General features: G+C 71.2%; 20 protein-coding genes. 13 read left to right on the top strand and 7 right to left on the bottom strand.

Annotation, left to right across the window (positions count from 1 at the left end):
• Nucleotides 1-97: 97 nt before the first annotated feature.
• Nucleotides 98-454 carry a YciI family protein gene (locus tag ACZ5DS_RS31315; RefSeq protein ID WP_468245194.1) on the top strand — a complete coding sequence of 119 codons (357 nt, stop codon included), beginning with the start codon at nucleotides 98-100 and terminating at the stop codon, nucleotides 452-454.
• Nucleotides 455-498: 44 nt separating this feature from the next.
• Nucleotides 499-1,761, top strand: coding sequence for an RNA polymerase sigma factor (locus ACZ5DS_RS31310; protein ID WP_468245191.1), 1,263 nt, complete (start codon nucleotides 499-501; stop codon nucleotides 1,759-1,761).
• A 3-nt stretch (nucleotides 1,762-1,764) separates the two neighbouring features.
• Here the strand turns inward: ACZ5DS_RS31310 and ACZ5DS_RS31305 are convergent, their stop codons facing one another.
• Entirely contained in the window at nucleotides 1,765-2,943 is a 1,179-nt protein-coding gene (locus tag ACZ5DS_RS31305; RefSeq protein ID WP_468245190.1) for a THUMP-like domain-containing protein, read from the bottom strand.
• A 90-nt stretch (nucleotides 2,944-3,033) separates the two neighbouring features.
• Between ACZ5DS_RS31305 and ACZ5DS_RS31300 the strand changes: the two genes are divergently transcribed.
• The 4 genes from ACZ5DS_RS31300 (at nucleotide 3,034) to groL (ending at nucleotide 7,129) form a co-directional block, all read left to right on the top strand.
• Entirely contained in the window at nucleotides 3,034-3,948 is a 915-nt protein-coding gene (locus tag ACZ5DS_RS31300; RefSeq protein WP_468245188.1) for a polysaccharide deacetylase family protein, read from the top strand.
• Nucleotides 3,949-3,971: 23 nt separating this feature from the next.
• Nucleotides 3,972-4,766 carry a polysaccharide deacetylase family protein gene (locus ACZ5DS_RS31295; RefSeq protein ID WP_468245186.1) on the top strand — a complete coding sequence of 265 codons (795 nt, stop codon included), beginning with the start codon at nucleotides 3,972-3,974 and terminating at the stop codon, nucleotides 4,764-4,766.
• A 304-nt stretch (nucleotides 4,767-5,070) separates the two neighbouring features.
• Nucleotides 5,071-5,379 carry a co-chaperone GroES gene (gene groES, locus ACZ5DS_RS31290; protein WP_057584642.1) on the top strand — a complete coding sequence of 103 codons (309 nt, stop codon included), beginning with the start codon at nucleotides 5,071-5,073 and terminating at the stop codon, nucleotides 5,377-5,379.
• Between the two features lie 121 nt (nucleotides 5,380-5,500).
• The gene (groL, locus tag ACZ5DS_RS31285; protein WP_468245183.1) at nucleotides 5,501-7,129 is read left to right on the top strand and encodes a chaperonin GroEL; all 1,629 of its coding nucleotides are present in this window, start codon (nucleotides 5,501-5,503) and stop codon (nucleotides 7,127-7,129) included.
• A 58-nt stretch (nucleotides 7,130-7,187) separates the two neighbouring features.
• On the opposite strand, the gene ACZ5DS_RS31280 is transcribed toward groL, so the two are convergent.
• The 3 genes from ACZ5DS_RS31280 to ACZ5DS_RS31270 form a co-directional block, all read right to left on the bottom strand.
• Nucleotides 7,188-7,895 carry an ester cyclase gene (locus ACZ5DS_RS31280; RefSeq protein WP_468245181.1) on the bottom strand — a complete coding sequence of 236 codons (708 nt, stop codon included), beginning with the start codon at nucleotides 7,893-7,895 and terminating at the stop codon, nucleotides 7,188-7,190.
• 74 nt (nucleotides 7,896-7,969) lie between these two features.
• Complete coding sequence (locus tag ACZ5DS_RS31275; RefSeq protein ID WP_468245178.1) at nucleotides 7,970-8,743, bottom strand: SDR family NAD(P)-dependent oxidoreductase; 774 nt, start codon at nucleotides 8,741-8,743, stop codon at nucleotides 7,970-7,972.
• Between the two features lie 52 nt (nucleotides 8,744-8,795).
• Nucleotides 8,796-9,464 carry an MOSC domain-containing protein gene (locus ACZ5DS_RS31270; protein WP_468245176.1) on the bottom strand — a complete coding sequence of 223 codons (669 nt, stop codon included), beginning with the start codon at nucleotides 9,462-9,464 and terminating at the stop codon, nucleotides 8,796-8,798.
• Nucleotides 9,465-9,544: 80 nt separating this feature from the next.
• On the opposite strand from ACZ5DS_RS31270, the gene ACZ5DS_RS31265 reads away from it, so the two are divergent.
• Nucleotides 9,545-10,444, top strand: coding sequence for a LysR family transcriptional regulator (locus tag ACZ5DS_RS31265; RefSeq protein WP_468245174.1), 900 nt, complete (start codon nucleotides 9,545-9,547; stop codon nucleotides 10,442-10,444).
• A gap of 74 nt (nucleotides 10,445-10,518) precedes the next feature.
• On the opposite strand, the gene ACZ5DS_RS31260 is transcribed toward ACZ5DS_RS31265, so the two are convergent.
• Entirely contained in the window at nucleotides 10,519-10,848 is a 330-nt protein-coding gene (locus ACZ5DS_RS31260) for a WhiB family transcriptional regulator (RefSeq protein WP_359070218.1), read from the bottom strand.
• 381 nt (nucleotides 10,849-11,229) lie between these two features.
• On the opposite strand from ACZ5DS_RS31260, the gene ACZ5DS_RS31255 reads away from it, so the two are divergent.
• From ACZ5DS_RS31255 to ACZ5DS_RS31240, 4 genes are all read left to right on the top strand, one after another.
• On the top strand, nucleotides 11,230-11,841 hold the full coding sequence (locus ACZ5DS_RS31255; protein ID WP_003948568.1) for a response regulator transcription factor: 612 nt from the start codon (nucleotides 11,230-11,232) through the stop codon (nucleotides 11,839-11,841).
• A gap of 467 nt (nucleotides 11,842-12,308) precedes the next feature.
• A complete protein-coding gene (locus ACZ5DS_RS31250; protein ID WP_468245171.1) occupies nucleotides 12,309-12,896 on the top strand; it encodes a sigma-70 family RNA polymerase sigma factor in 588 nt (195 codons plus the stop codon).
• Between the two features lie 163 nt (nucleotides 12,897-13,059).
• Nucleotides 13,060-14,562, top strand: a complete 1,503-nt coding sequence (guaB, locus tag ACZ5DS_RS31245; protein WP_468245169.1) for an IMP dehydrogenase — start codon at nucleotides 13,060-13,062, stop codon at nucleotides 14,560-14,562.
• 116 nt (nucleotides 14,563-14,678) lie between these two features.
• Nucleotides 14,679-15,803 (top strand): GuaB3 family IMP dehydrogenase-related protein, encoded by a 1,125-nt coding sequence (locus ACZ5DS_RS31240; RefSeq protein WP_468245166.1) that lies wholly within the window; start codon nucleotides 14,679-14,681, stop codon nucleotides 15,801-15,803.
• A 615-nt stretch (nucleotides 15,804-16,418) separates the two neighbouring features.
• Here the strand turns inward: ACZ5DS_RS31240 and ACZ5DS_RS31235 are convergent.
• Nucleotides 16,419-17,627, bottom strand: a complete 1,209-nt coding sequence (locus tag ACZ5DS_RS31235; RefSeq protein WP_468245164.1) for a nucleotide sugar dehydrogenase — start codon at nucleotides 17,625-17,627, stop codon at nucleotides 16,419-16,421.
• 310 nt (nucleotides 17,628-17,937) lie between these two features.
• Here ACZ5DS_RS31235 and ACZ5DS_RS31230 point away from each other — a divergent pair, with 310 nt between their 5' ends.
• Nucleotides 17,938-19,644 carry a glycerol-3-phosphate dehydrogenase/oxidase gene (locus tag ACZ5DS_RS31230; protein ID WP_468245162.1) on the top strand — a complete coding sequence of 569 codons (1,707 nt, stop codon included), beginning with the start codon at nucleotides 17,938-17,940 and terminating at the stop codon, nucleotides 19,642-19,644.
• Nucleotides 19,645-19,703: 59 nt separating this feature from the next.
• On the opposite strand, the gene ACZ5DS_RS31225 is transcribed toward ACZ5DS_RS31230, so the two are convergent.
• Nucleotides 19,704-20,759 carry a serine hydrolase domain-containing protein gene (locus ACZ5DS_RS31225; RefSeq protein ID WP_468245159.1) on the bottom strand — a complete coding sequence of 352 codons (1,056 nt, stop codon included), beginning with the start codon at nucleotides 20,757-20,759 and terminating at the stop codon, nucleotides 19,704-19,706.
• 169 nt (nucleotides 20,760-20,928) lie between these two features.
• Between ACZ5DS_RS31225 and ACZ5DS_RS31220 the strand changes: the two genes are divergently transcribed.
• Complete coding sequence (locus ACZ5DS_RS31220) at nucleotides 20,929-22,959, top strand: serine/threonine-protein kinase (RefSeq protein WP_468245299.1); 2,031 nt, start codon at nucleotides 20,929-20,931, stop codon at nucleotides 22,957-22,959.
• Nucleotides 22,960-23,033 lie beyond the last annotated feature (74 nt).

Genomic DNA, 23,033 nt, shown 5'->3' with positions numbered 1-23,033 from the left:
TGAGGAGATTTCCGGGCGCGTGTCGATCCTGCCGTCTCCCGTTCGACGCATGGGTGAGCGGCGGGGAAAGGCCCCGCCGCAGACCGAAGGAGTCACCATGCCCCGCTACCTGTCGCTCGTGCGCATCGACGAGGCCTCCGCCCCCGCCGAGGGCCCCAGCGAGGAACTGATGCAGCGGATGGGCGAGCTGATCGAGGAGGTCACCAAGGCCGGCGTCATGCTCGACACCGCCGGGCTGACCCCCTCCGCCCAGGGCACCCGGATGCGCTGGGAGGGCGGCAAGATCTCCGTCACCGACGGGCCCTTCACCGAGTCCAAGGAGGTCATCGGCGGCTACGCGATCATGCAGTGCAAGGACAGGGCCGAGGCCCTGGAGTGGACCAAGCGGTTCCTGCAGGTCCACGAGGAGTTCTGGACCGTCACCTGCGAGGTCCGGGAGATCGCCGAGGGCTGAGCGCGCTTGGCCCCGGGCCGCCCGGGGGTGTTGCATGGTGGGCTGTGACAGCACAGCCCACCGCGGCGCACGCGATCGAGACCGTCTTCCGGCTGGAGTCCCCGCGGGTCGTCGCCGGCGTCGCCCGGATCGTGCGCGACGTCGGCATTGCCGAGGAGCTGGCGCAGGACGCGCTGGTCGCGGCGCTGGAGACGTGGCCCAGGGACGGCGTGCCCGACAACCCCGGCGCCTGGCTCATGGCCACCGCCCGGCACCGCGCCGTCGACCTGGTCCGGCGCCGCGAGACCTATGCCCGCAAGCTCGCCGAGATCGGCCGGGACCTGACGACCGCGGCCCCGCCCTCGTACGACGAGCCCGCCGACCCGGACGACATCGACGACGACCTGCTGCGGCTGGTCTTCACCACCTGCCACCCGGTGCTGTCCCCGGACGCCCGCACCGCGCTCACCCTGCGGCTGCTCGGCGGCCTCACCACGGCCGAGATCGCCCGCGCCTGTCTCGTCCCGGAGCCGACGATCGCCCAGCGCATCGTCCGCGCCAAGCGGACCCTGGCCACGAAGAACGTCGCCTTCGAGGTGCCGTACGGCCCCGACCGTGAGGCCCGCCTCGGTTCCGTCCTGGACGTCATCTACCTGATCTTCAACGAGGGGTACGCGGCCACGGCCGGGGACGACCTGCTGCGTCCCGGGCTGTGCGAGGACGCCCTCCGGCTGGCCCGCGTGCTCTCCTCCCTGATGCCCAAGGAACCCGAGGTGCACGCCCTGGCCTCGCTCCTGGAGTTCCAGGCCTCCCGCACCGCCGCCCGCACCGGCCCCGACGGCACACCGGTGCTCCTGAAGGACCAGAACCGCCGCCGCTGGAACCGCATGCTCATCGCCCGCGGCATCCGGGCCCTCGGCCGCGCCGACGCAACCGCCACCGGCGCCCCCGGCCCCTACGCCCTCCAGGCGGCCATCGCCGCCTGCCACGCGCACGCGTACACCTACGAGGAGACCGACTGGCGGACCATCGCCACCCTGTACGGCCTGCTCGCGGCCCGCTCCCCGTCCCCGGTCGTGGAGCTGAACCGTGCCGTCGCCGTGTCGATGGCCGAGGGCCCGGCCGAGGGTCTGAAGCTGGTGGACGCCCTGGCCGCCGAACCCGCCCTGCGGGAGTACCACCTGCTGCCCAGCGTGCGCGGCGACCTGCTGGCGCGGCTGGGCCGCACCGCCGAGGCCCGCGAGGAGTTCGTACGGGCCGCCGCGCTGGCCGGCAACCAGCGCGAGCGCGACCTGCTGCTCGGCAGGGCGGAGGAGTGCGCGTCCTGACGGTCAGCCTGCCGTCGGGTGCACGGGGCCCCCGATCAGCATGGTCGGTGCCCCCGCGACCCGGGTGAGGAACACCGTGGCCGCGCCCGGCCCGTGCGGCTTGACCTTCCTGCGCAGTTCCTCCGGCTCCACCGCCGAGCCCCGCTTCTTCACGGTGAGCGTGCCGACCTCCCGTTCCCGCAGCAGGGCCTTCAACTTCTTGACGTTGAAGGGGAGTTGATCGGTGATCTCGTAGGCCGAGGCGTACGGGGTGGGGCGCAGCTCGTCGGCCGTGACGTACGCGATGGTCTCGTCGAGGAGTCCGCCGCCGACCTCCTCGGCCACCTCCGCGACCAGGTGGGCGCGGATGACGGCGCCGTCGGGCTCGTACAAGTACCGCCCGACCGGGCGCACTCGGGGGTCGGGCAGCCCCCGGCCGAGGAGTGTGCGCGGGCCCGGCAGCAGCGTGGCGCGTACCGCTCCCGGCGCCCCGGTGCCGAACCACAGCACCGCCTCCTTCACGTCCCCGCCGTCCGAGATCCACTCGGCCTCGGCCTCGGCCGGGATCGCCTCGTGCGGGATGCCGGGGGCGATCTTCAGAGCCGCGCGGGGAGCCCCGAGGGCCGTGGCGACCGCCCAGGACAAGGGCGGTGAGTAAGCCTCCGGGTCGAAGATCCTGCCCCGCCCGCCCCTGCGGGCCGGGTCTACGAACAACGCGTCGTAGCCCGCCGTGTCCACCCCCGTGACGTCCGCCTCGCGCACCTCGATCAGCCCGGCGAGCCCCAGCGCCTCGGCGTTGGCCCGTGCCGCGGCCGCCGTCAGCGGGTCCCGGTCCACGGCGAGCACCCGGATCCCGGCCCGGGCCAGCGCGATCGCGTCGCCGCCGATCCCGCAGCACAGGTCGGCGACCGAGGTCACGCCCAGCTCCTTCATCCGGCCCGCCCGGTACGCCGCCACGCTCGCGCGGGTCGACTGCTCGACCCCGTGGGGCGTGAAGAACATCCGCCCCGCGTCCTCGGCCCCGAACTTGGCTGCCGCCCGCTGCCGCAGCCGGGCCTGCCCCAGCGCCGCCGACACCAGCTCGGCGGGGTGCTCGCGGCGCAGCCGGGTGGCGACGGCCAGCTCCTGCGCGGGATCGGTGTCGCGCACCTCGTCGAGGAGGGCGCGGCCTTCGGGGGTGAGGAGTGGAGCGAGGTCGTTCACCGGGTCATTGTGGGCCAGTCGGTGGATGGTGCGCCTCCGGTGGCGGTGTCGGGCCGGGTTCGGGGCCGGTCCCTGGGAAGATCCGACGCCATGGAACTAGTACTACAAAATGACAAAAGCCGGACACGGTTTCGGAGGGTCGCCCTCCGCTGCGGGGCGGCCGCCCTGGCCTGCGCCGCCCTGGCCTCCGGCTGCTCCGCCCCGGATGCGGACTCCGGCTCCGGCCCGGGCCAGGGCGGCCCCGCCCGGGCCCCGGACCCCCGGGCCCGCGCCGCCGCCGAACACGCCCGACTGGTCGCCGCGGCCCGGCACTGGGGACTGGACGAGGTTCCTCTCAGGCCCCCGGCTCCGCCGGCCCGGAAGCCGACGATCACCCCGCGCGACGGCTTCGAGGTGGACGGCCAGGAGCAGGAGAACCTGCCCCCGGTCTTCACCAGGATCCCCACCAGGCAGAAGGTCGTGTTCCTCACCATCGACGACGGCGCCGAGAAGGACCCCGCCTTCCTGCGCATGATGAGCGACCTGAAGATCCCCTACACGGCCTTCCTCAGCAACTACCTGGTCGAGGACGACTACGGCTACTTCCGCCGGATGCAGTCCGAGGGTCACACCCTCAACAACCACACCCTCACCCACCCCTATCTGCCCGGCCTGTCCTACGAGGAGCAGAGGGACGAGATCTGCGGCATGCAGGCCGTCATGAAGAAGCAGTTCGGCAGGGCACCCACCGTCTTCCGCCCGCCCTACGGCAACTACAACGGCGACACCCTGCGCGCCGCCAAGGCCTGCGGGATCAAGTACGCGCCGATCTGGGACGAGGAGGTCTTCGTCGACCACTGGGAGTACCGCGACTGGGACCGCAGCCTGCACCCCGGCGACATCGTCCTCACCCACTTCCGCGGCCTCGACGACTGGGACGGCACGATGGTCGACGACATGCGCCGGTTCCTGAACAAGGTCACGCGCGAGGGATACGCCGTGGCACGCCTGGAGGACTACCTGTGAGCCGCCGGGGGCGACCGGGAAGCGTGCGGGCCCCGCTGGCCGCCGTACTCGCCTCCACCCTGCTCCTCGCGGGCTGCGCCCAGTCCGTCGACCCCATCGAACGCCTGGGCAAGCGGGCGGCCCAGGGAGTACGGCCGTCGAGCCCGGCCGCGGACGAGCCGTACCGCCGCTGGGGCCTGGCCGCCCCGCTCGCCGCGCCGCCCCGCCCCCCGACGGCCCACCGCACGGGTGTCGCCCCGCCCCGGGTCGTGGACCACGTCGCCACCGCCGACCGGGTCGTCTTCCTCACCTACGACGACGGCGCCGAACGGGACCCGCGCTTCGTCGACATGGTCCGCGACCTGAGACTTCCGGTCAGCTTCTTCCTCACCGACAGCGTCGTGGGACCCGGCTACGGCCACTTCGCCCGCCTGCGCGCGGTCGGCGCCGACATCGAGAACCACACCCTCGACCACCCGGCGATGCCCGGACTGCCGTACGCCGGCCAGCGCGCCGAGATCTGCGGCCAGCAGGACAAACTCAGGTCCCGCTTCGGCCTGCTCCCCCGCCTCTTCCGCCCGCCCTACGGCACGTACGACACCACGACCCTGCGCGCCGCCGCCGACTGCGGCATCTCCGCGCTCGTCCTGTGGCGCGCCGCCATGACCTCCGACGGCATCTTCTACAGCCGCGGCGAACGCCGGCTGCGCCCGGGCGACATCGTCCTCGTCGGCCCCGACGAGGCCACGGGCCTGCCCCTCAAGGAACGCACGAAGCGCCTGCTGCGCCGGGTGCAGGCGAGCGGGCTGACGGTGGGCCGACTGGAGGACTACCTGTAGCTGTGCTTTTCGGCGCCGACCGGCAACCGCCGGCCCGTCGTGGGGGTCCCCCCGCTCGAGCGAAGCCGAGAGCGGGGGAGTTCGAGGACGAGGCCGTTCAGGCCGATAACCCCGCGACGCGCCGCAGGCATTGGCACTCCGCTTGACCGAGTGCTAATCGCGGTCATAGTCTCGGCTCTGGCACTCCCCCATGGAGAGTGCCAACAAACGCGACGGGCAGGTCCGGCACCCGCGACGACGGATCGACCTGGTCGCCACCTCAGACAGTTAACCCCGTGAGATCTCCGAAGGGGGAGGTCGGATCGTGACGACCACCAGCTCCAAGGTTGCCATCAAGCCGCTCGAGGACCGCATCGTGGTCCAGCCGCTCGACGCCGAGCAGACCACCGCTTCTGGCCTGGTCATCCCGGACACCGCGAAGGAGAAGCCCCAGGAGGGCGCCGTCCTCGCCGTGGGCCCGGGCCGCTTCGAGAACGGCGAGCGTCTGCCGCTCGACGTCAAGGTCGGCGACGTCGTCCTGTACAGCAAGTACGGCGGCACCGAGGTGAAGTACAACGGCGAGGAGTTCCTCGTCCTCTCGGCTCGCGACGTCCTCGCGATCATCGAGAAGTAGTCACCTCAAGCAACCCAGTTGCTTCCAGCTGCGCCCCTGGCCCCCGCGACCACCCAAGAAGCCGGGCGCCCGGGGCGCAGTTCTTTTTTCACCCACAGATTTCGAGAGGGCTCCCGCTGTCATGGCGAAGATCCTGAAGTTCGACGAGGACGCCCGTCGCGCCCTCGAGCGCGGCGTCAACAAGCTGGCCGACACGGTGAAGGTGACGATCGGCCCCAAGGGCCGCAACGTCGTCATCGACAAGAAGTTCGGCGCCCCCACCATCACCAACGACGGTGTCACCATCGCCCGCGAGATCGAGGTCGAGGACCCGTACGAGAACCTCGGCGCGCAGCTGGTGAAGGAGGTGGCGACCAAGACCAACGACATCGCTGGTGACGGCACCACCACCGCCACCGTGCTCGCCCAGGCGCTGGTGCGCGAGGGCCTGAAGAACGTCGCCGCGGGTGCCTCCCCGGCCGCCCTGAAGAAGGGCATCGACGCCGCGGTCAAGGCCGTCTCCGACGACCTGCTCGCCACGGCCCGCCCGATCGACGAGAAGTCCGACATCGCCGCCGTCGCCGCGCTGTCCGCCCAGGACCAGCAGGTCGGCGAGCTCATCGCCGAGGCGATGGACAAGGTCGGCAAGGACGGTGTCATCACCGTCGAGGAGTCCAACACCTTCGGTCTGGAGCTGGACTTCACCGAGGGCATGGCCTTCGACAAGGGCTACCTGTCGCCGTACTTCGTGACGGACCAGGAGCGCATGGAGGCCGTCCTGGAGGACCCGTACATCCTCATCAACCAGGGCAAGATCTCCTCCATCCAGGACCTGCTGCCGCTGCTGGAGAAGGTCATCCAGGCGGGTGCCTCCAAGCCGCTGCTGATCATCGCCGAGGACGTCGAGGGCGAGGCCCTCTCCACCCTCGTCGTGAACAAGATCCGCGGCACCTTCAACGCGGTCGCGGTGAAGGCCCCCGGCTTCGGCGACCGCCGCAAGGCGATGCTGCAGGACATGGCGGTCCTCACCGGCGCCACGGTCATCTCCGAGGAGGTCGGCCTCAAGCTCGACCAGGCCGGCCTGGACGTGCTGGGCTCCGCCCGCCGCGTGACGGTCACCAAGGACGACACGACCATCGTCGACGGCGCCGGCAAGTCCGAGGACGTCCACGGCCGCGTCAACCAGATCAAGGCCGAGATCGAGAACACCGACTCCGACTGGGACCGCGAGAAGCTCCAGGAGCGCCTCGCGAAGCTGGCCGGCGGCGTGTGCGTGATCAAGGTCGGCGCCGCCACCGAGGTGGAGCTGAAGGAGAAGAAGCACCGTCTGGAGGACGCCATCTCCGCGACCCGCGCCGCGGTCGAGGAGGGCATCGTCTCCGGTGGTGGCTCCGCGCTGGTCCACGCCGTCAAGGTCCTGGACGGCAACCTCGGCAAGACCGGCGACGAGGCCACGGGTGTCGCGGTCGTCCGCCGCGCCGCCGTCGAGCCGCTGCGCTGGATCGCCGAGAACGCCGGCCTCGAGGGCTACGTCATCGTCTCCAAGGTGGCGGAGCTGGAGAAGGGCAACGGCTACAACGCCGCCTCCGGCGAGTACGGCGACCTGGTCAAGCAGGGCGTCATCGACCCGGTCAAGGTCACCCGCTCCGCCCTGGAGAACGCCGCCTCCATCGCCTCCCTGCTGCTCACGACCGAGACCCTGGTCGTCGAGAAGAAGGAAGAGGAGCCGGCCGAGGCGGGCCACGGCCACGGTCACGGCCACGCCCACTGACGCACCTCAGCACTGAGGCCCGGCACCCCCTGGGGGTGCCGGGCCTTCGCGTCGCCCCCTACTTCTCCAACTCGTCCAGCGCCCCCAACTGCCCCATCAGCCCGAGCCGGTCGTACTGCCACCAGCCCTCGCGGATCTTGCCGTCGCTGTCGAACCGGAAGACCGTCGTACCGGTCATCGACACCTGCCGACCGGTGTTGGGCAGGCCCAGGAACTCGCCCTGCTGGATGCCGTTCCACGTCCACCGGGTGCAGACCCGGTCCGCCTGGGTGATCTGGTCCTCGACGGTGAACGTGAAGCTGAAGGCCTCCCGCCACATCTCGATCTCACGGCGCATGTTCTCCAGCCCGAGATTGTCCTGCTCATTGGCCGGATCGTGGTCGTGGTAGTTCTCCGCGAGCAGGTCGTTCAGCGGTGGCAACGGCCCCTGGACCGCGACCGTGTCGAAGAACCGCCGCGCCTGGGCCGCGTACAGCTGCTCGTCGCGTACGACGTCCAGGTCCGTGAAGGTGGGCATCTCGTCGCACAGGGCGACCAGATCCCGGAAGATCCGGTCGGTCTCCGGCAGGTTCGAGTTCCGCATCGCCTCCTCGTACGACGGGAACTCCACGATCTCGACGACGTGGGTCGCGTCCGAGCGGTCCCTGCCGACCACCGCGTGCGTCGCGGTCCGCTTCCCCTTGGTCTGTTCGACCCACTGGTCCATCAGCCGGTTCATCTCGTCGAGCCGGCTGGTCTTGCAGTCGATGAGCTGTACGAACGTCATGGCGCCGCCTCCCGGCCCCCTGGGTCCGGATCTGTCAGGCCCATTTTCCCACCGGAATGCGGCCGCCACCCGTCCTACTGGGGCCCGTACTTGCGCCCCGTCTTCGAGCTGATTCCGCCGAGCAGCCCGCGCGGGGTGACCTTCACCAGTCCCATCAGCGCCTTGTACCGGGGATCCGGGATGGAGAGCGTCTTGCCGCGCGCGAGGTCGGCCAGAGCCGCCGCGACCAGCTTGTCCGCGTCCAGCCACATCCAGCCCGGGATGTTGTCCGTGCCCATCCCGGCCCGCTCGTGGAACTCGGTGCGCACGAAGCCCGGGCACAGCGCCATCAGGCGAACGCCCGTACCGGCCAGGTCCCTCGCCGCGCCCTGGGTGAACTGCACGACCCAGGCCTTCGAGGCGCCGTAGGTGCCCCGGGGCACGAAGGCGGCCACCGAGGCGACGTTCACCACCCCGCCGCGCCCGCGCTCGCGCATCGCCTCGGACGCCGCCGACGTCAGCCTGAGCACCGCCTCGCAGTGCACCTTGAGCATCCTCAGCTCGTCGGCCATGGGCACCTCGAGATAGCGGCCCTTGTTGCCGAAGCCGGCGTTGTTGATCAGCAGGTCGACCGGGTTCTTCCGGTCGCCGAGCCGGTCGGCCACCGTCTCGATGCCCTTGTCCTCGGCGAGGTCGGCGGCGAGCACCTCCGCCTCGATGCCGTGCCGGTCGTGCAACTCGGTCGCCTGCTCGCGCAGCCGTTTGGCGTCCCTCGCCACCAGGACGAGGTCATGCCCGTCGGCGGCGAGGCGCCGCGCGAACGCGGCACCGATGCCCGCGGTCGATCCCGTAATAAGAGCCGTTGTCATGGCCCAAGGGTAGTGACCCGGACCGACAGCGTCCGCTGCCGGTGACGTCCCCTCAGCGGGCCTGCCCGGCGACGTACTTGCGGGCCGCGGCCAGCGTCTCGGCGCACAGCGCCTCGCCCGCCGCGAGCACCTGCGGCAGCAGTTCCCGCTCCGTGGTCACCGCGCGGAACTGCATCGCCACCGTCACCTCGTGGTCCGGCCGGTGCACGATCTCGATCGGATCGCCCGCCCGGATCTCACCCGGTTCGATCACCCGCAGGTAGGCACCCGTCGCGCCCTTCCGGGTGAACCTCTTCACCCATCCCTGCTCGCCCAAATGGCCCTGGAACGTACGGCACGGAATCCGCCCCGAGGTCACCTCCAGAACCACTTCGGAGCCGATCCGCCAGCGCTCGCCGATCAGCGCCCCGGACACGTCCAGACCCTCCGTCGTGAGGTTCTCGCCGAAGCAACCATTGGCCAACGAACGGCCCAGCTCCGGCTCCCAGTCGTCGAGGTCCTCGCGCGCGTAGGCGTACACCGCCTGGTCGTCACCGCCGTGGTGGCGCAGGTCGCACACCGTGTCCCCGGCGACACCGCTCGCGCCGACCCCCTTGGGCCCCGGGGCCGCCACCCGCACGGGCCCGTCCGCAGGCCGCTTGTCGATGGCCGTCACGCCCTGCGCCTGGTCCGTGTACGGCACCGGCTGCGGGCGGCCGAGGTTGACCGAAAGAAGTTTCATATACGCACGGTACGGGAGCGCACCTCAAAGTGTCGACGCACTATTGGGCGTCCTGTCCAAGTTCGGCTTATGCTCGGAGGGTGATCGAGGCCCGTCATCTCCGCGTCCTGCGCGCCGTCGCCACCACCGGCTCCTTCTCGGCGGCGGGGCGCGAACTGGGCTGCACCCAGCCCGCCGTCAGCCAGCAGATGAAGGCCCTGGAGGCCTCGGTCGGCACCCCGCTGCTGGTCCGCAGCGGCCGCGAGATGCGCCTGACCCAGGCCGGCGAGGCCCTGGTCCGGCACGCCTCCGGCATCCTCGCCGGGCTCACCGCCGCCGAGGAGGAGGTCGCCGCCATCGCGGGCCTCAGGGCCGGCCGGGTCCGGCTGGTCTCCTTCCCCAGCGGCAGCTCCACCCTGGTCCCCACCGCCCTGGCCGCCCTGCGCGCCGCCCACCCCGGCACCCGGGTCTCCCTGGAGGAGGCCGAGCCCCCGAAGTCCGTCGCGCTGCTGCGCGAGGGCGACTGCGACCTGGCGCTCGCGTTCCGCTACGAGGGTGCGGCGGTCGCAGAGGAGTGGGACGACCTCGTCGTACGGCCCCTGCTGACCGACCGTCTGGTGGCCCTGGTGCCGGAGCGGCACCGGCTCGCGCGCGCGGAGTCCGTCGCGATCGGGGAGCTGGCCCGGGAACCCTGGATCGCGGGCTGCCCGCGCTGCCGCGGCCAGCTGGTGGAGGTGTGCGAGAGTGCGGGCTTCACGCCCCGCATCGACTTCGCGACCGACGACTATCCGGCGGTGGTCGGCCTGGTGGGCGCGGGTCTCGGGGTGGCCGTACTGCCGCAGCTCGCGGTGGAGTCCGTACGGCCGCGGGGGGTGCGCACGGTGGCGCTCGAGCCGGTGGTACGACGGCAGATCGTCGCCCTCACGCTGCCCGACCTGGCCCAGGTGCCGGCCGTGGCGGCGACGTTGGAACAGCTGGCCCGGGCGGCCGGGCGCCAGTGACGCCGAGCCAGGGGTGACGCATCAGGGGCACGCGTGCGCGTGCCCGGGTGCGGAGTAGTCGCAAAAACGTTCCTTCAGGCGTTCGAGGCGGTGCTCCCGCTGGTGGTCGATGCCGACACCAGGCGGTTGCGCGCCCGCCCCATCAGCTCTTCGCGCTCGTCCTCGGTCAGGCCGCCCCAGACTCCGTACGGCTCGCGCACGGCCAGCGCGTGCGCCGCGCACTCCGCACGGACCGGGCACCTCATGCAGACCTCCTTGGCCGAGTTCTCGCGAGCGCTCCGAGCCGCCCCGCGCTCGCCCTCCGGGTGGAAGAAGAGCGAGCTGTCCACCCCGCGGCAGGCAGCCAGCAGCTGCCAGTCCCACAGGTCCGCGTTCGGTCCGGGAAGGCGGGAGAAATCTGCCATTACGTGACCCCTTGTAGCCGTTCTGGGCGGATACGGTGCCATCGACCGTACATCTCCGGTCTAAGGAGATGAAAATATGACTCATTGCGAATCTAGCTCCAGACACCAAGAAACGGGACCAAAAACGGCTAAATGGGGCATAGGTTGTGATGAAAAGTTGAGGGTCCGTCGGGCATGTCTGCACCGTGTCGGCACCCTCACGTAGAGTGCCGAAGACGGCACGCGGCCCCGTAACTCTTTCGAGTGACCGTCGTTGAGAGTGCGGAGGCGGTTGAAACCACAAGCGCTCGGGCAGGCGTCCGAGACGGTCGACCGCACAGGTGACGATTCCGTACCAGCCTGGAGGCTCAAGGTGACGCGCATCAGCTGCGGAGGGCGGTCATGACATCCGTCCTCGTCTGCGACGACTCCCCGCTTGCCCGAGAGGCGCTCCGCCGCGCGGTCGCGACCGTGCCCGGCGTCGAGCGCGTGACGACGGCGGCCAACGGCGAGGAAGTCCTCCGCCGCTGGGGCGCCGACCGCTCCGATCTCATCCTGATGGACGTACGCATGCCCGGCCTGGGCGGCGTCGAGACCGTGCGCCGGCTGCTCTCCGCCGACCCGGGCGCGCGCATCATCATGCTCACCGTCGCCGAGGACCTCGACGGAGTGGCCCTCGCGGTCGCCGCCGGAGCCCGGGGCTATCTGCACAAGGACGCCTCGCGCGCGGAGTTGCGCGCCACGGTGACCCAGGCCCTCGCCGACCCGACCTGGCGGCTGGCCCCGCGCCGGCTGCGCTCGGCCGAGATGGGCGCCGCGCCCACCCTCACCGCGCGCGAGATCCAGGTGCTGGAGGGCATGAGCCACGGCCGCTCGAATGCGGAGATCGGCCGCGAGCTGTTTCTCTCCGAGGACACCGTCAAGACGCACGCCCGTCGCCTGTTCAAGAAGCTCGGCGCCTCGGACCGGGCCCACGCGGTGGCACTCGGCTTCCGCTGGGGACTGGTCCGGTAGGAAGCGCACCGCGGCGAGGCTGCGGACCGCCACCCGGGATCCCCGCCTGCCGACGCGCGGGCGGGGCCCAGCGGCGGTGCGGGTGCGGCCGGGACCGGGGGTGGCGGCAGTGAGTGGTGCATCCGTCCCACCCGGAGTCCTCGGTCACCCGTCTGACCTGCTGCCTTGCCGCCACCCGCGGGGGACGAACGCACCACTCGGCGCCCTGCGGACCCTCTCCTGGGGCGCGGCGTGCCCGGGTGGGGGCGGGTGATGGCCCGCCCTGTGCAAGGCGGCCGGGCGGATGCCCGCTGCTCGTTTCGCCGCGGATGCCGCATCCTTGAGGTGTGGAGTCTCTCGGGGACGAGTCGGTCGAGCGGAAGGGGAGGGCGCAGGGGATGAGTGCCGGCGCACCTGCTCATAACGCTTCGGTGCACAACCACGAACACGATGCGACGGACCGGAATGCCGCAAGGCACCATGGACCGATGCGCGACGACGAGGCGGGCACGGCCCATGGGGTGATCGGTGCGCTCGTCCATCGTGCCGTCGACGGCGACGAGCAGGCCACGCACGATCTGCTCGCCCATGTCCACCCCCTGGCGCTGCGCTACTGCCGCACCCGGCTGTCCCGGCTGCCCGGCGACGCGCGCCACTTCGTGGAGGACCTCGCCCAGGAGGTCTGCGTGGCGGTCCTCCTCGCCCTGCCGCGCTACCGCGACACCGGCCGCCCCTTCGAGGCCTTCGTCTTCGGCATCGCCTCGCACAAGGTCGCCGACCTCCAGCGCGCCGCGATGCGCCACCCGGGCTCCACGGCCGTCCCCTCGGACGAGATGCCGGAACGCCCCGACGACTCCCTCGGCCCCGAGGAGCGCGCCCTGCTCAGCAGCGACGCCGAATGGGCCAAGAAACTGCTGGCCAACCTCCCCGAGAACCAGCGGGAGCTGCTCCTGCTGCGCATCGCCGTGGGCTTGACCGCGGAGGAGACGGGGCAGATGTTGGGAATGTCACCCGGCGCCGTGCGGGTGGCCCAGCATCGGGCGCTGAGCCGGCTGCGCGCGCTCGCCGAGCAGTAACCGCCTTGGGCGGAGCCTTCGTAGCTCCTTGGTTGAACAGGCACGCATTCGTTTCCGTACGAACATACGAAGCCTGAAGTCACCTCACACCGTGGAATTTGCTAGCCGTGCTTCCCGTTAGCATGGACATCCGCACCGATCAAGGCCATTTGGGGAAGGTGTCATGACTGCCAACGTCGACGGAGTGCCCGGTAAATTCGCGACACTCGGGCTGACCTACGACGACGTGCTGCTGCTGCCGGGTGCATCCGAGGTGCTCCCCAACGCGGTCGACACCTCGTCCCGCATCTCCCGCAATGTCCGTGTCAACATCCCGCTGCTGTCGGCGGCGATGGACAAGGTGACCGAGTCCCGCATGGCCATCGCGATGGCCCGGCTGGGCGGCGTCGGCGTGCTGCACCGCAACCTCTCCGTCGAGGACCAGGTCAACCAGGTCGACCTGGTGAAGCGGTCCGAGTCCGGCATGGTCACCGACCCGATCACGGTGCACCCGGAGGCCACGCTCGCCGAGGCGGACGCGCTGTGCGCCAAGTTCCGCATCAGCGGTGTCCCGGTCACCGACCCGGCCGGCAAGCTGCTGGGCATCGTCACCAACCGTGACATGGCCTTCGAGAGCGACCGTACGCGCCAGGTGCGCGAGGTCATGACCCCGATGCCGCTGGTCACCGGCAAGGTCGGCATCTCCGGGGCCGAGGCCATGGAGCTGCTGCGCAAGCACAAGATCGAGAAGCTGCCGCTGGTCGACGACGAGGGTGTCCTCAAGGGCCTGATCACGGTCAAGGACTTCGTCAAGGCCGAGAAGTACCCCAACGCCGCCAAGGACGCCGAGGGCCGCCTGCTCGTCGGTGCCGCCGTCGGCGCCAGCCCCGAGGCGCTGGAGCGCGCCCAGGCGCTCGCCGAGGCCGGTGTGGACTTCCTCGTCGTCGACACCTCGCACGGCCACAACAGCAACGCCCTCAGCTGGATGTCGAAGATCAAGTCCAGCGTGAACGTGGACGTGATCGGCGGCAACGTCGCCACCCGCGACGGCGCCCAGGCGCTCATCGACGCCGGTGTCGACGGCATCAAGGTGGGCGTCGGGCCGGGCTCGATCTGTACCACCCGTGTCGTCGCCGGCATCGGCGTCCCGCAGGTCACCGCCATCTACGAGGCCTCCCTCGCCGCCCGTCCGGCGGGCATCCCGCTGATCGGCGACGGTGGTCTGCAGTACTCCGGCGACATCGGCAAGGCGCTGGCCGCCGGTGCGGACACGGTCATGCTGGGCAGTCTCCTCGCCGGTTGCGAGGAGTCGCCGGGCGAGCTGCTGTTCATCAACGGCAAGCAGTTCAAGTCGTACCGCGGCATGGGCTCGCTGGGTGCCATGCAGTCCCGCGGCCAGGGCAGGTCGTACTCGAAGGACCGCTACTTCCAGGCCGAGGTGGCGTCCGACGACAAGCTCGTGCCCGAGGGCGTCGAGGGCCAGGTGCCCTACCGCGGCCCGCTGGCCAACGTGCTGCACCAGCTCGTCGGCGGTCTGCGCCAGACCATGGGTTACGTGGGCGCCGCCACCATCGAGGAGATGGAGTCCAAGGGCCGCTTCGTGCGGATCACCTCCGCGGGCCTGAAGGAGAGCCACCCGCACGACATCCAGATGACGGTCGAGGCGCCGAACTACAGCAGGAAGTGACGCACGCGCACGCGTGAAGGCTCGTCGACGGCGGTCCCGGAGCATCCGGGGCCGCCGTTGTCGTACCCGTCGGCGATACTGGAAGACGCTGCAATGCATCAGGGAAAGGCCAAGACGTGACTGAGATCGAGATCGGGCGCGGCAAGCGCGGCCGCCGGGCGTACGCCTTCGACGACATCGCCGTCGTCCCCAGCCGCCGTACGCGGGACCCGAAGGAGGTCTCGATCGCCTGGCAGATCGACGCCTACCGCTTCGAGCTGCCCTTCCTGGCCGCCCCCATGGACTCCGTCGTCTCCCCGGCCACCGCGATCCGCATCGGCGAGCTCGGCGGCCTGGGCGTCCTCAACCTCGAGGGCCTGTGGACGCGGTACGAGGACCCGCAGCCGCTGCTCGACGAGATCGCCGAGCTGCCCGCCGAGCAGGCGACCCGCCGCCTCCAGGAGATCTACGCGGCTCCCATCAAGGAGGAGCTGATCGGCGCCCGCATCAAGGAGGTGCGCGACTCCGGCGTGGTCACGGCGGCCGCGCTCTCCCCGCAGCGCACCGCCCAGTTCTCCAAGGCGGTCGTGGACGCGGGCGTGGACATCTTCGTCATCCGCGGTACGACGGTCTCGGCGGAGCACGTCTCCCACTCGAGCGAGCCGCTGAACCTGAAGCAGTTCATCTACGAGCTGGACGTCCCGGTGATCGTCGGCGGCTGCGCCACCTACACCGCCGCCCTGCACCTGATGCGCACCGGCGCGGCCGGTGTCCTGGTCGGCTTCGGCGGCGGCGCCGCGCACACCACGCGCAACGTGCTCGGCATCCAGGTCCCGATGGCCACCGCGGTCGCCGACGTGGCCGCGGCCCGGCGCGACTACATGGACGAGTCCGGCGGCCGGTACGTGCACGTGATCGCGGACGGCGGTGTCGGCTGGTCCGGCGACCTCCCGAAGGCGATTGCCTGCGGCGCCGACGCGGTGATGATGGGCTCCCCGCTCGCCCGTGCCACGGACGCGCCCGGCAAGGGCCACCACTGGGGCATGGAGGCCGTCAACGAGGAGCTGCCCCGCGGCAAGAAGGTCGACCTGGGCACGGTCGGCACGATCGAGGAGGTGCTGACGGGTCCGTCGCACACCCCCGACGGTTCCATGAACTTCTTCGGTGCGCTGCGTCGGGCCATGGCCACGACCGGGTACAGCGAGCTGAAGGAGTTCCAGCGCGTTGAGGTTACGGTGGCGGACTCGCAGCACCGCCGGTAGTCGCCACGACGCCTGAAGGGCCGGTCACCTGCGTGGGTGACCGGCCCTTTCGCATGCCCAAGTGCGCCTGAACGGGGGCGCGTTGTGGGGGAGGGGGCGCATGGTTGCGTTCGGGGCGAATGTGGGCCGAACGGGCGTAGCGGGGCGATAGTGTCCGTGATCGGCGACCCAAGCTCTCTGGGGCGCCCCCTTCCAAGGACATGGTCCGGACCCCGCCCTCGGGGCCCGGCCCGAATTCCAAACGGACCGCCTACCGGGTCTCTGGTCGGCATCGTGGAAGGGGGCGCGCCCATGGGCCGTCACCGCAAGCCCACCCGCTGGGACCGCATTCGGCTTCGGCTGGTGAAGTTCCGGAGGAGGTGGATCTTGCGCATTTACGGAAGGTGAGCGGCCACCCCCAAGAAGCGTAGGGGTGGACACTCCGATCTCCTTCCAGGAGCCTGCCGCAGTGCCCTCTGCGGTGGGCTCCACCTATTCGTACGGTACCGGATCCGCCGTCGAGCGGGTGAGGTACCGAAGAGGGTGGATCTTGCGGATTTTCGTGCTCTGTACGCTAGCGGCGCCGAGTCCCCTGTGCCACCGACCCGCAGGCCCCGCACCCCCACGCGCCCCCTTTCACAACCGGTGCGCCGCCCCCGTGGGCGTGGCCCCCCGTGTGTCCAGCAGTAGTTGCGCCTTCACCGACAGGCCCTGCAGGTCGTACGTCCGATGCTGCTGGAGCAGGATCGTCAGGTCCGCGTCGGCTGCCGCCTCGTACAAGGAGTCCGCGCGCGGCACAGGCCGGTCCAGGACGCTCCAAGACGGCACGTAAGGGTCGTGGTAGCTGACCGAGGCACCCAGCTCCATCAGCCGGACGGCGATCTCCTGAGCGGGTGTGGCCTGCAGGTCGGCGACGTCGGGCTTGTAGGTGACGCCGAGGAGCAGGACGCGGGCGCCGCGGGCGGACTTGCCGTGCTCGTTCAGGAGCGTGGCGGCACGCTGGACGACGTAGCGGGGCATGCGGTGGTTGACCTGCTGGGCCAGCTCCACCATGCGCAGCGTGCGGCTCGTCTGGCCGGTGAGGTCCTGCGGGACGCCGTGCCCGCCGACGCCCGGGCCCGGCCGGAACGCCTGGAAGCCGAACGGCTTGGTCTCGGCGCAGCGGATGACGTCCCACAGGTCGACGCCCAGCTCGTGGCAGAGGACGGCCATCTCGTTGACGAGCGCGGTGTTCACGTGCCGGTAGTTGGTCTCCAGCAGCTGCACGGTCTCCGCCTCGCGCAGCCCGCGCGCGCGGACCACCTTGTCGGTGATCCGCCCGTAGAAGGCGGCGGCCGACTCGGTGCAGGCCGGGGTGAGGCCGCCGATGACCTTGGGTGTGCCGGCGGGGGTGCGGTCGCGGTTGCCGGGGTCGATCCGGCTGGGCGAGTAGGCGAGGTGGAAGTCGCGGCCGGCGCGCAGCCTCGAGCCCTCCTCCAGCAGGGGGCGCAGGAACTCCCCGGTGGTCCCGGGGAGTACCGGCGACTCCAGGATGACCGTGGTGTGCGGGCGCAGCCGCTCGGCCAGGGTGCGGGCGGCCGCCTCGAGCTGACCGAGGTCGAGCGCGCCGTCGGCGCCGCGCGGGGTGGGCGCGCAGATCACAGCGGTGCGCACGCGGCCGAGCTGGGCCGCGTCGGTGCCGGGCCGAAAGCCCGCGGCATGCATCCGACGCAGCTCGGCGGGGCTGAGCGAACCCGCCTCGTGGCCGGTGGCGTACCCGATCGTCGGAATCCCTGCGGCGACCGCGGCCTGGGCGAGCGGCAGGCCGAAGGGACCGATTCCGATGACGGCGAGGTCTGCGGGCATGGGTGGGCCGTCCTTCCCAGTAACCGAGGTGGGGCAGAAGCGCAACCGCTGTGGACTGCAGGAGCGTGCGCACTGTCACACTAGGAGTAAATATGACCGTTATGTGGGATTGTGTTCGTGTGTCTTCCCGGGGTTGTGCGCTTGTTGTCCACAGGTTGGAAGCCCGTGGTGGCTGAAGTCGGGCAAGCCGGTCAGAATTTGGGCATGAGGAGGGGGTGAACCGGGCTTCGCCCACCGGGTGCGGCCGGACGGGGCTTCGCCCTCCGGGTGCAGCCGACGCGAGCGAGTTGTTCGACAGCGGGAGGCAGCGGTGAGGACAGCGACTCTGGGTCCGGCGCAGCGCGCCGAGGCACTGGCGGCGATGGCGGAGCGCGAGCTGGACGTGCTGGTGGTCGGCGGCGGAGTGGTCGGCGCCGGCACCGCACTGGACGCCGTCACCCGCGGTCTGTCCACCGGCCTGGTCGAGGCCCGCGACTGGGCGTCCGGCACCTCCAGCAGATCCAGCAAGCTCATCCACGGCGGCCTGCGCTATCTGGAGATGCTCGACTTCGCCCTGGTCCGCGAGGCCCTGAAGGAGCGCGGTCTGCTCCTGGAGCGGCTCGCCCCGCACCTGGTCAAGCCGGTGCCGTTCCTCTACCCGCTCCAGCACAAGGGCTGGGAGCGCCTGTACGCGGGCTCGGGCGTGGCCCTGTACGACGCGATGTCCATGGCCCGCGGACACGGCCGGGGCCTGCCCCTGCACCGGCACCTGACCCGCGGTCACGCCCTGCGCGTGGCCCCCTGCCTGAAGAAGGACGCCCTCGTGGGCGCCCTGCAGTACTACGACGCCCAGATGGACGACGCCCGGTTCGTGGCGACCCTGGTGCGCACGGCGGTGTCGTACGGCGCCAGGGCGGCCAACCGCGCGCGCGTGACCGGCTTCCTGCGCGAGGGCGAGCGGGTCGTCGGCGCCCGGGTGCAGGACGTGGAGGGCGGCGGGGAATACGAGATCCGCGCCCAGCAGATCGTCAACGCCACCGGCGTGTGGACCGACGACACGCAGGCCATGGTGGGGGAGCGCGGCCAGTTCCACGTCCGCGCCTCCAAAGGCATCCACCTGGTCGTGCCCAAGGACCGCATCCACTCCACCACCGGTCTGATCCTGCGCACCGAGAAGTCGGTCCTCTTCGTCATCCCCTGGGGCCGGCACTGGATCGTCGGCACCACCGACACCGACTGGAACCTGGACAAGGCCCACCCGGCCGCCTCCAGCGCAGACATCGACTACCTGCTGGAGCACGTCAACTCGGTGCTCGCCGTCCCGCTCAGCCGCGACGACGTGCAGGGCGTGTACGCGGGCCTGCGCCCGCTGCTGGCCGGCGAGTCCGACGCCACCAGCAAGCTGTCCCGCGAGCACACCGTGGCGCATCCGGCGCCGGGGCTCGTGGTCGTGGCGGGCGGCAAGTACACGACGTACCGGGTGATGGCGAAGGACGCCGTCGACGAGGCGGTGCACGGCCTGGACATGCGGGTCGCCGACTGTGTCACCGAGGAGATCCCGCTGCTCGGCGCGGAGGGCTACCGGGCGATGTGGAACGCGCGGGCGCGGATCGCCGCCCGCACCGGACTGCACGTGGTCCGCGTGGAGCACCTGCTCAATCGCTACGGCTCGATGGCCGAGGAGATCCTGGACCTCATCGCCGCCGACCCCGCCCTCGGGGAGCCGCTCCAGGCCGCCGACGACTATCTGCGCGCCGAGGTCGTGTACGCCGCCTCGCACGAGGGTGCCCGGCACCTGGACGACGTGCTCACCCGGCGCACCCGTATCTCCATCGAGACCTTCGACCGGGGCACCCGCAGCGCCCGCGAGGCCGCCGAACTGATGGCGCCCGTGCTCGGCTGGGACAAGGACCAGATCGAGCGCGAGGTGGAGCACTACGAGAAGCGGGTCGAGGCCGAGCGGGAGTCGCAGCTCCAGCCGGACGACCTCACGGCGGACGCGGCGCGGCTGGGGGCGCCGGACATCGTGCCGCTGTAGGGCAATCATCACCCGAACGAGTGGCCCCGACTGGGATCTTTGCTCGAACCCCGGCCGTTCTACCGGGTGCGAGGGCAGAACTCGGCGGCGAGCAGGCGGGTTTCGAGGCCGGTGTCTGCAATCGCCGTCGTGTTCACGCGGAACGTAAGGACATGCCGGCCGTCGGCGGTGGCTGCGGTGCGCACGTAGCTGCCGGATATCCGGCCGTTGTGTCCCCACACCGTGATGCCGCACGGGAGCTTTGCCGGAAAGATCCCCATGCCGTACGAGCCATGCGCGGCACGGGTGTTGAGCATCTCGCGCAGCCAGTGCGAGGGCAGCAGCCGACCGCCGAGCACCGCCGCATAGAAGCGGTCGAGGCCGGCCAGTGTGGTCACCAGCTCACCCGCCGCGCCGGCCACGCGCGGGTCGAGCTCGGTGACGTCGGAGCCGTCGGCGGCGTAGGCACGGCCGTGCGGCAGGGGCAGCGAGGTGCGGGATCCGGGAAGGGAGGTGCCCGCAAGACCGAGCGGAGCGACGATCCGGCGCCGGATCTCGGTGGCGTACGAGTGGCCGGTGACCTGCCGGACGACCATGCCGAGCAGGACGTAGTCGGTGTTGGAGTAGGAGTAGCGGCCCGGGCGGGCCGGAGGGAGGGCGAGAGCGATGCGTACGGCCTGAAGCGGAGTCAGGGGGACGACCCCGTCGGTGGCCCGGGTGAAGTCGGCGAGTCCGCTGGTGTGGGTGAGCAGGGCGCGCAGGGTGATGTGCCGTCCGTCGGTGCCGCGCCCGCGGAGCAGTCCCGGCAGGTGCCGCTCCACCGTGTCGGACAGGGACAGCCGGTGTTCCGAGGCCAGTTGCAGCACGACCGTCGCGACGAAGGTCTTGGTGATGCTGCCGGCGCGGAAGTGGTCGGCGCGCGCGATGCCCTGGCCGGCGGCCGTGTAGCGGGAGCGGTCCCCGTCCTGGGCGAGCAGGGCGGCGGCGGGCGCCCGGCCCTCGGTGACGAGCAGCGGGAGGACTGCGTCCGGGTGGCCGTCCGGGGCGCCGTCCGCGGAGTCGGTATCGGAGGCGATGGGAGGGAGCAGCAGGGCCAGGAGGACCGGTATGGACAGGACTGTCCGAAGCATCGGCATCCCGGCTCCCTTCTTCCCGGGCCCATCATCCCGGTAAGCGGAACTTCTGCCTCAGCGGGTCTCCCGGTGTGCGGAGCCCGGGCCGGGGTCAGGGGCACCCTGGGCGTTGGGCACTTGTCGGGTGAGAGACAATGGAGGCTCTGTCAGGGCGGGTTGCATGAGGGGACGCATGTCGGAGGCGGAGCGGGCGGGCACATCCCGTCAGGAGACTCGTCAGGACAAGAGCGAGCGTCGTCTCCTCGCCGGGCGGTACCGGCTGGGAGACGTTCTGGGCCGGGGCGGAATGGGCACGGTGTGGCGTGCCGAGGACGAGACCCTGGGCCGGACGGTCGCCGTCAAGGAGCTGCGGTTCCCGTCGAACATCGACGAGGAGGAGAAGCGGCGCCTGATCACGCGCACCCTGCGCGAGGCCAAGGCGATCGCCCGGATCCGCAACAACAGCGCGGTGACGGTCTTCGACGTGGTCGACGAGGACGACCGGCCCTGGATCGTCATGGAGTTGGTCGAGGGCAAGTCCCTCGCCGAGGTCATCCGCGAGGACGGCGTGCTGGAGCCCAGGCGTGCGGCCGAGGTCGGTCTCGCCGTCCTCGACGTGCTGCGCTCCGCGCACCGCGAGGGCATCCTGCACCGTGACGTGAAGCCGTCCAACGTGCTCATCGCCGAGGACGGCCGGGTCGTGCTCACCGACTTCGGCATCGCGCAGGTCGAGGGCGACCCGTCCATCACCTCCACCGGCATGCTCGTCGGCGCCCCCTCCTACATCTCCCCGGAGCGTGCCCGTGGGCACAAGCCGGGCCCCGCGGCGGACCTGTGGTCGCTGGGCGGTCTGCTGTACGCGTCGGTCGAGGGTGTGCCGCCGTACGACAAGGGCTCGGCGATCGCCACGCTCACCGCGGTGATGACCGAGCCCCTGGAGGAGCCCAAGAACGCGGGCCCGCTCAAGGACGTCATCTACGGCCTGCTCAGCAAGGACCCGGCCAAGCGGCTCGACGACGCCGGCGCCCGGACCATGCTCAACGCGGTGATCCACGCGCCCGAGCCGGAGCCGATGGACGCCACTCGGGTGGTTCCGCTGCCGGCGCAGCCCGGCTCGCCCGAGGGCAAGCGGGGCGAGGAGGCCGGGGAGAAGCTGCGCGGGGCGCTGCGTTCGGTCCGCAAGGCGGCCGGGGCGGCCACCGCGGCGGCCGCCGCGCGCCCGAAGAGCGACGGTGGTGCTACGGCGCCGGGCAACGGCGGTGGGCCGGCCGCGGAGAGCGGTGCGGCCTCCTCCGGGGCGGCGGGCGGCGCAGTACCCACCCGGCCGGCCGGTCCGGCCAAGGGTTCCGCGGCCGTACCGAACTCCAGCGCGAACAAGTCGAGTTCGGGGTGGCCGGTCGTGCCGCCGCCGGACCTGGACCTGCCGCCGCGGCCGGTGCCCAGGGCGCCGCTCACCGACGTGGTGCCCAAGCGGACGCTGGTGATCATCGCGGTGGTGGTCGTCCTCGCGGTGATCGGCGTCGTGCTGGCCATCACGCTCGGCGGGGACGGCGACAAGGGGAACAAGAGCGGCGGCAAGGCCGCGGCGAGCGCCGGTGCCGCCACCAAGCAGGACAAGGGCACGGGCGGCAAGGGAAGCGACAGCAGTGCGCGGACGGACGGGGACACCTCGGCGTCCGCCACGGCCGGCTCCGGGTCGGACGACGCCGCGGACGCGGAGAACGCGGCGAGCACCAGTCCGTCCGGCAGCGACGACGACGGCGCGTCCGGCTCGAAGAGCGGCGGCAGCGCGCCGGTGGAGTGGACCCGCAAGAGCGGCCAGGGGTACTCGATCGGGCTGCCCAAGGGCTGGAAGTACCAGTCCACCGGGCAGGCCGGTGACCGCTACACCGGGCCGGACGGTCAGAAGCTGCTCGTCGGCTGGACCAGCTCGCCCAAGGACGACCCGGTGGCGGACTGGAAGAACCAGGAGCGCTACATGGTGCGCTCCCAGTACCAGAAGATCCGCATAGAGCAGGTGGACTACCGCAGCTGGAACACGGCCGACTGGGAGTTCACCTACGCGGAGGGCGGCACCAAGTACCGCTCGATCGACCGGGGGTTCGTGGTGAACGACCATCTCGGTTACGGACTGATGTACACCGCGAAGGACGCGGCCTGGCACAGCGACCTGCGCAAGGACACCTGGAGGACGCTGACGACGTCCTTCGAGCCCAAGTCGTGATGTGAACGAGCCCTGTTTGGGGCCGTGAGAATCCGTCATCCCCTCAATGCGGGTTGCCTCCGGCACGTATCGTG

The organism is Streptomyces sp. NPDC031100 (genome assembly GCF_055570785.1).
This window is presented reverse-complemented; position numbering and strand designations above follow the sequence as displayed.

Bases quoted from the DNA above. Each gene is read 5' to 3' on its own strand.
- ACZ5DS_RS31315 (WP_468245194.1), top strand. From the start codon at position 98: ATGCCCCGCTACCTGTCGCTCGTGCGCATCGACGAGGCCTCCGCCCCC.
- ACZ5DS_RS31300 (WP_468245188.1), top strand. From the start codon at position 3,034: ATGGAACTAGTACTACAAAATGACAAAAGCCGGACACGGTTTCGGAGG.
- groL (WP_468245183.1), top strand. From the start codon at position 5,501: ATGGCGAAGATCCTGAAGTTCGACGAGGACGCCCGTCGCGCCCTCGAG.
- ACZ5DS_RS31280 (WP_468245181.1), bottom strand. From the start codon at position 7,895: ATGACGTTCGTACAGCTCATCGACTGCAAGACCAGCCGGCTCGACGAG.
- ACZ5DS_RS31275 (WP_468245178.1), bottom strand. From the start codon at position 8,743: ATGACAACGGCTCTTATTACGGGATCGACCGCGGGCATCGGTGCCGCG.
- ACZ5DS_RS31270 (WP_468245176.1), bottom strand. From the start codon at position 9,464: ATGAAACTTCTTTCGGTCAACCTCGGCCGCCCGCAGCCGGTGCCGTAC.
- ACZ5DS_RS31260 (WP_359070218.1), bottom strand. From the start codon at position 10,848: ATGGCAGATTTCTCCCGCCTTCCCGGACCGAACGCGGACCTGTGGGAC.
- ACZ5DS_RS31255 (WP_003948568.1), top strand. From the start codon at position 11,230: ATGACATCCGTCCTCGTCTGCGACGACTCCCCGCTTGCCCGAGAGGCG.
- ACZ5DS_RS31250 (WP_468245171.1), top strand. From the start codon at position 12,309: ATGCGCGACGACGAGGCGGGCACGGCCCATGGGGTGATCGGTGCGCTC.
- guaB (WP_468245169.1), top strand. From the start codon at position 13,060: ATGACTGCCAACGTCGACGGAGTGCCCGGTAAATTCGCGACACTCGGG.
- ACZ5DS_RS31235 (WP_468245164.1), bottom strand. From the start codon at position 17,627: ATGCCCGCAGACCTCGCCGTCATCGGAATCGGTCCCTTCGGCCTGCCG.
- ACZ5DS_RS31225 (WP_468245159.1), bottom strand. From the start codon at position 20,759: ATGCCGATGCTTCGGACAGTCCTGTCCATACCGGTCCTCCTGGCCCTG.
- ACZ5DS_RS31220 (WP_468245299.1), top strand. From the start codon at position 20,929: ATGTCGGAGGCGGAGCGGGCGGGCACATCCCGTCAGGAGACTCGTCAG.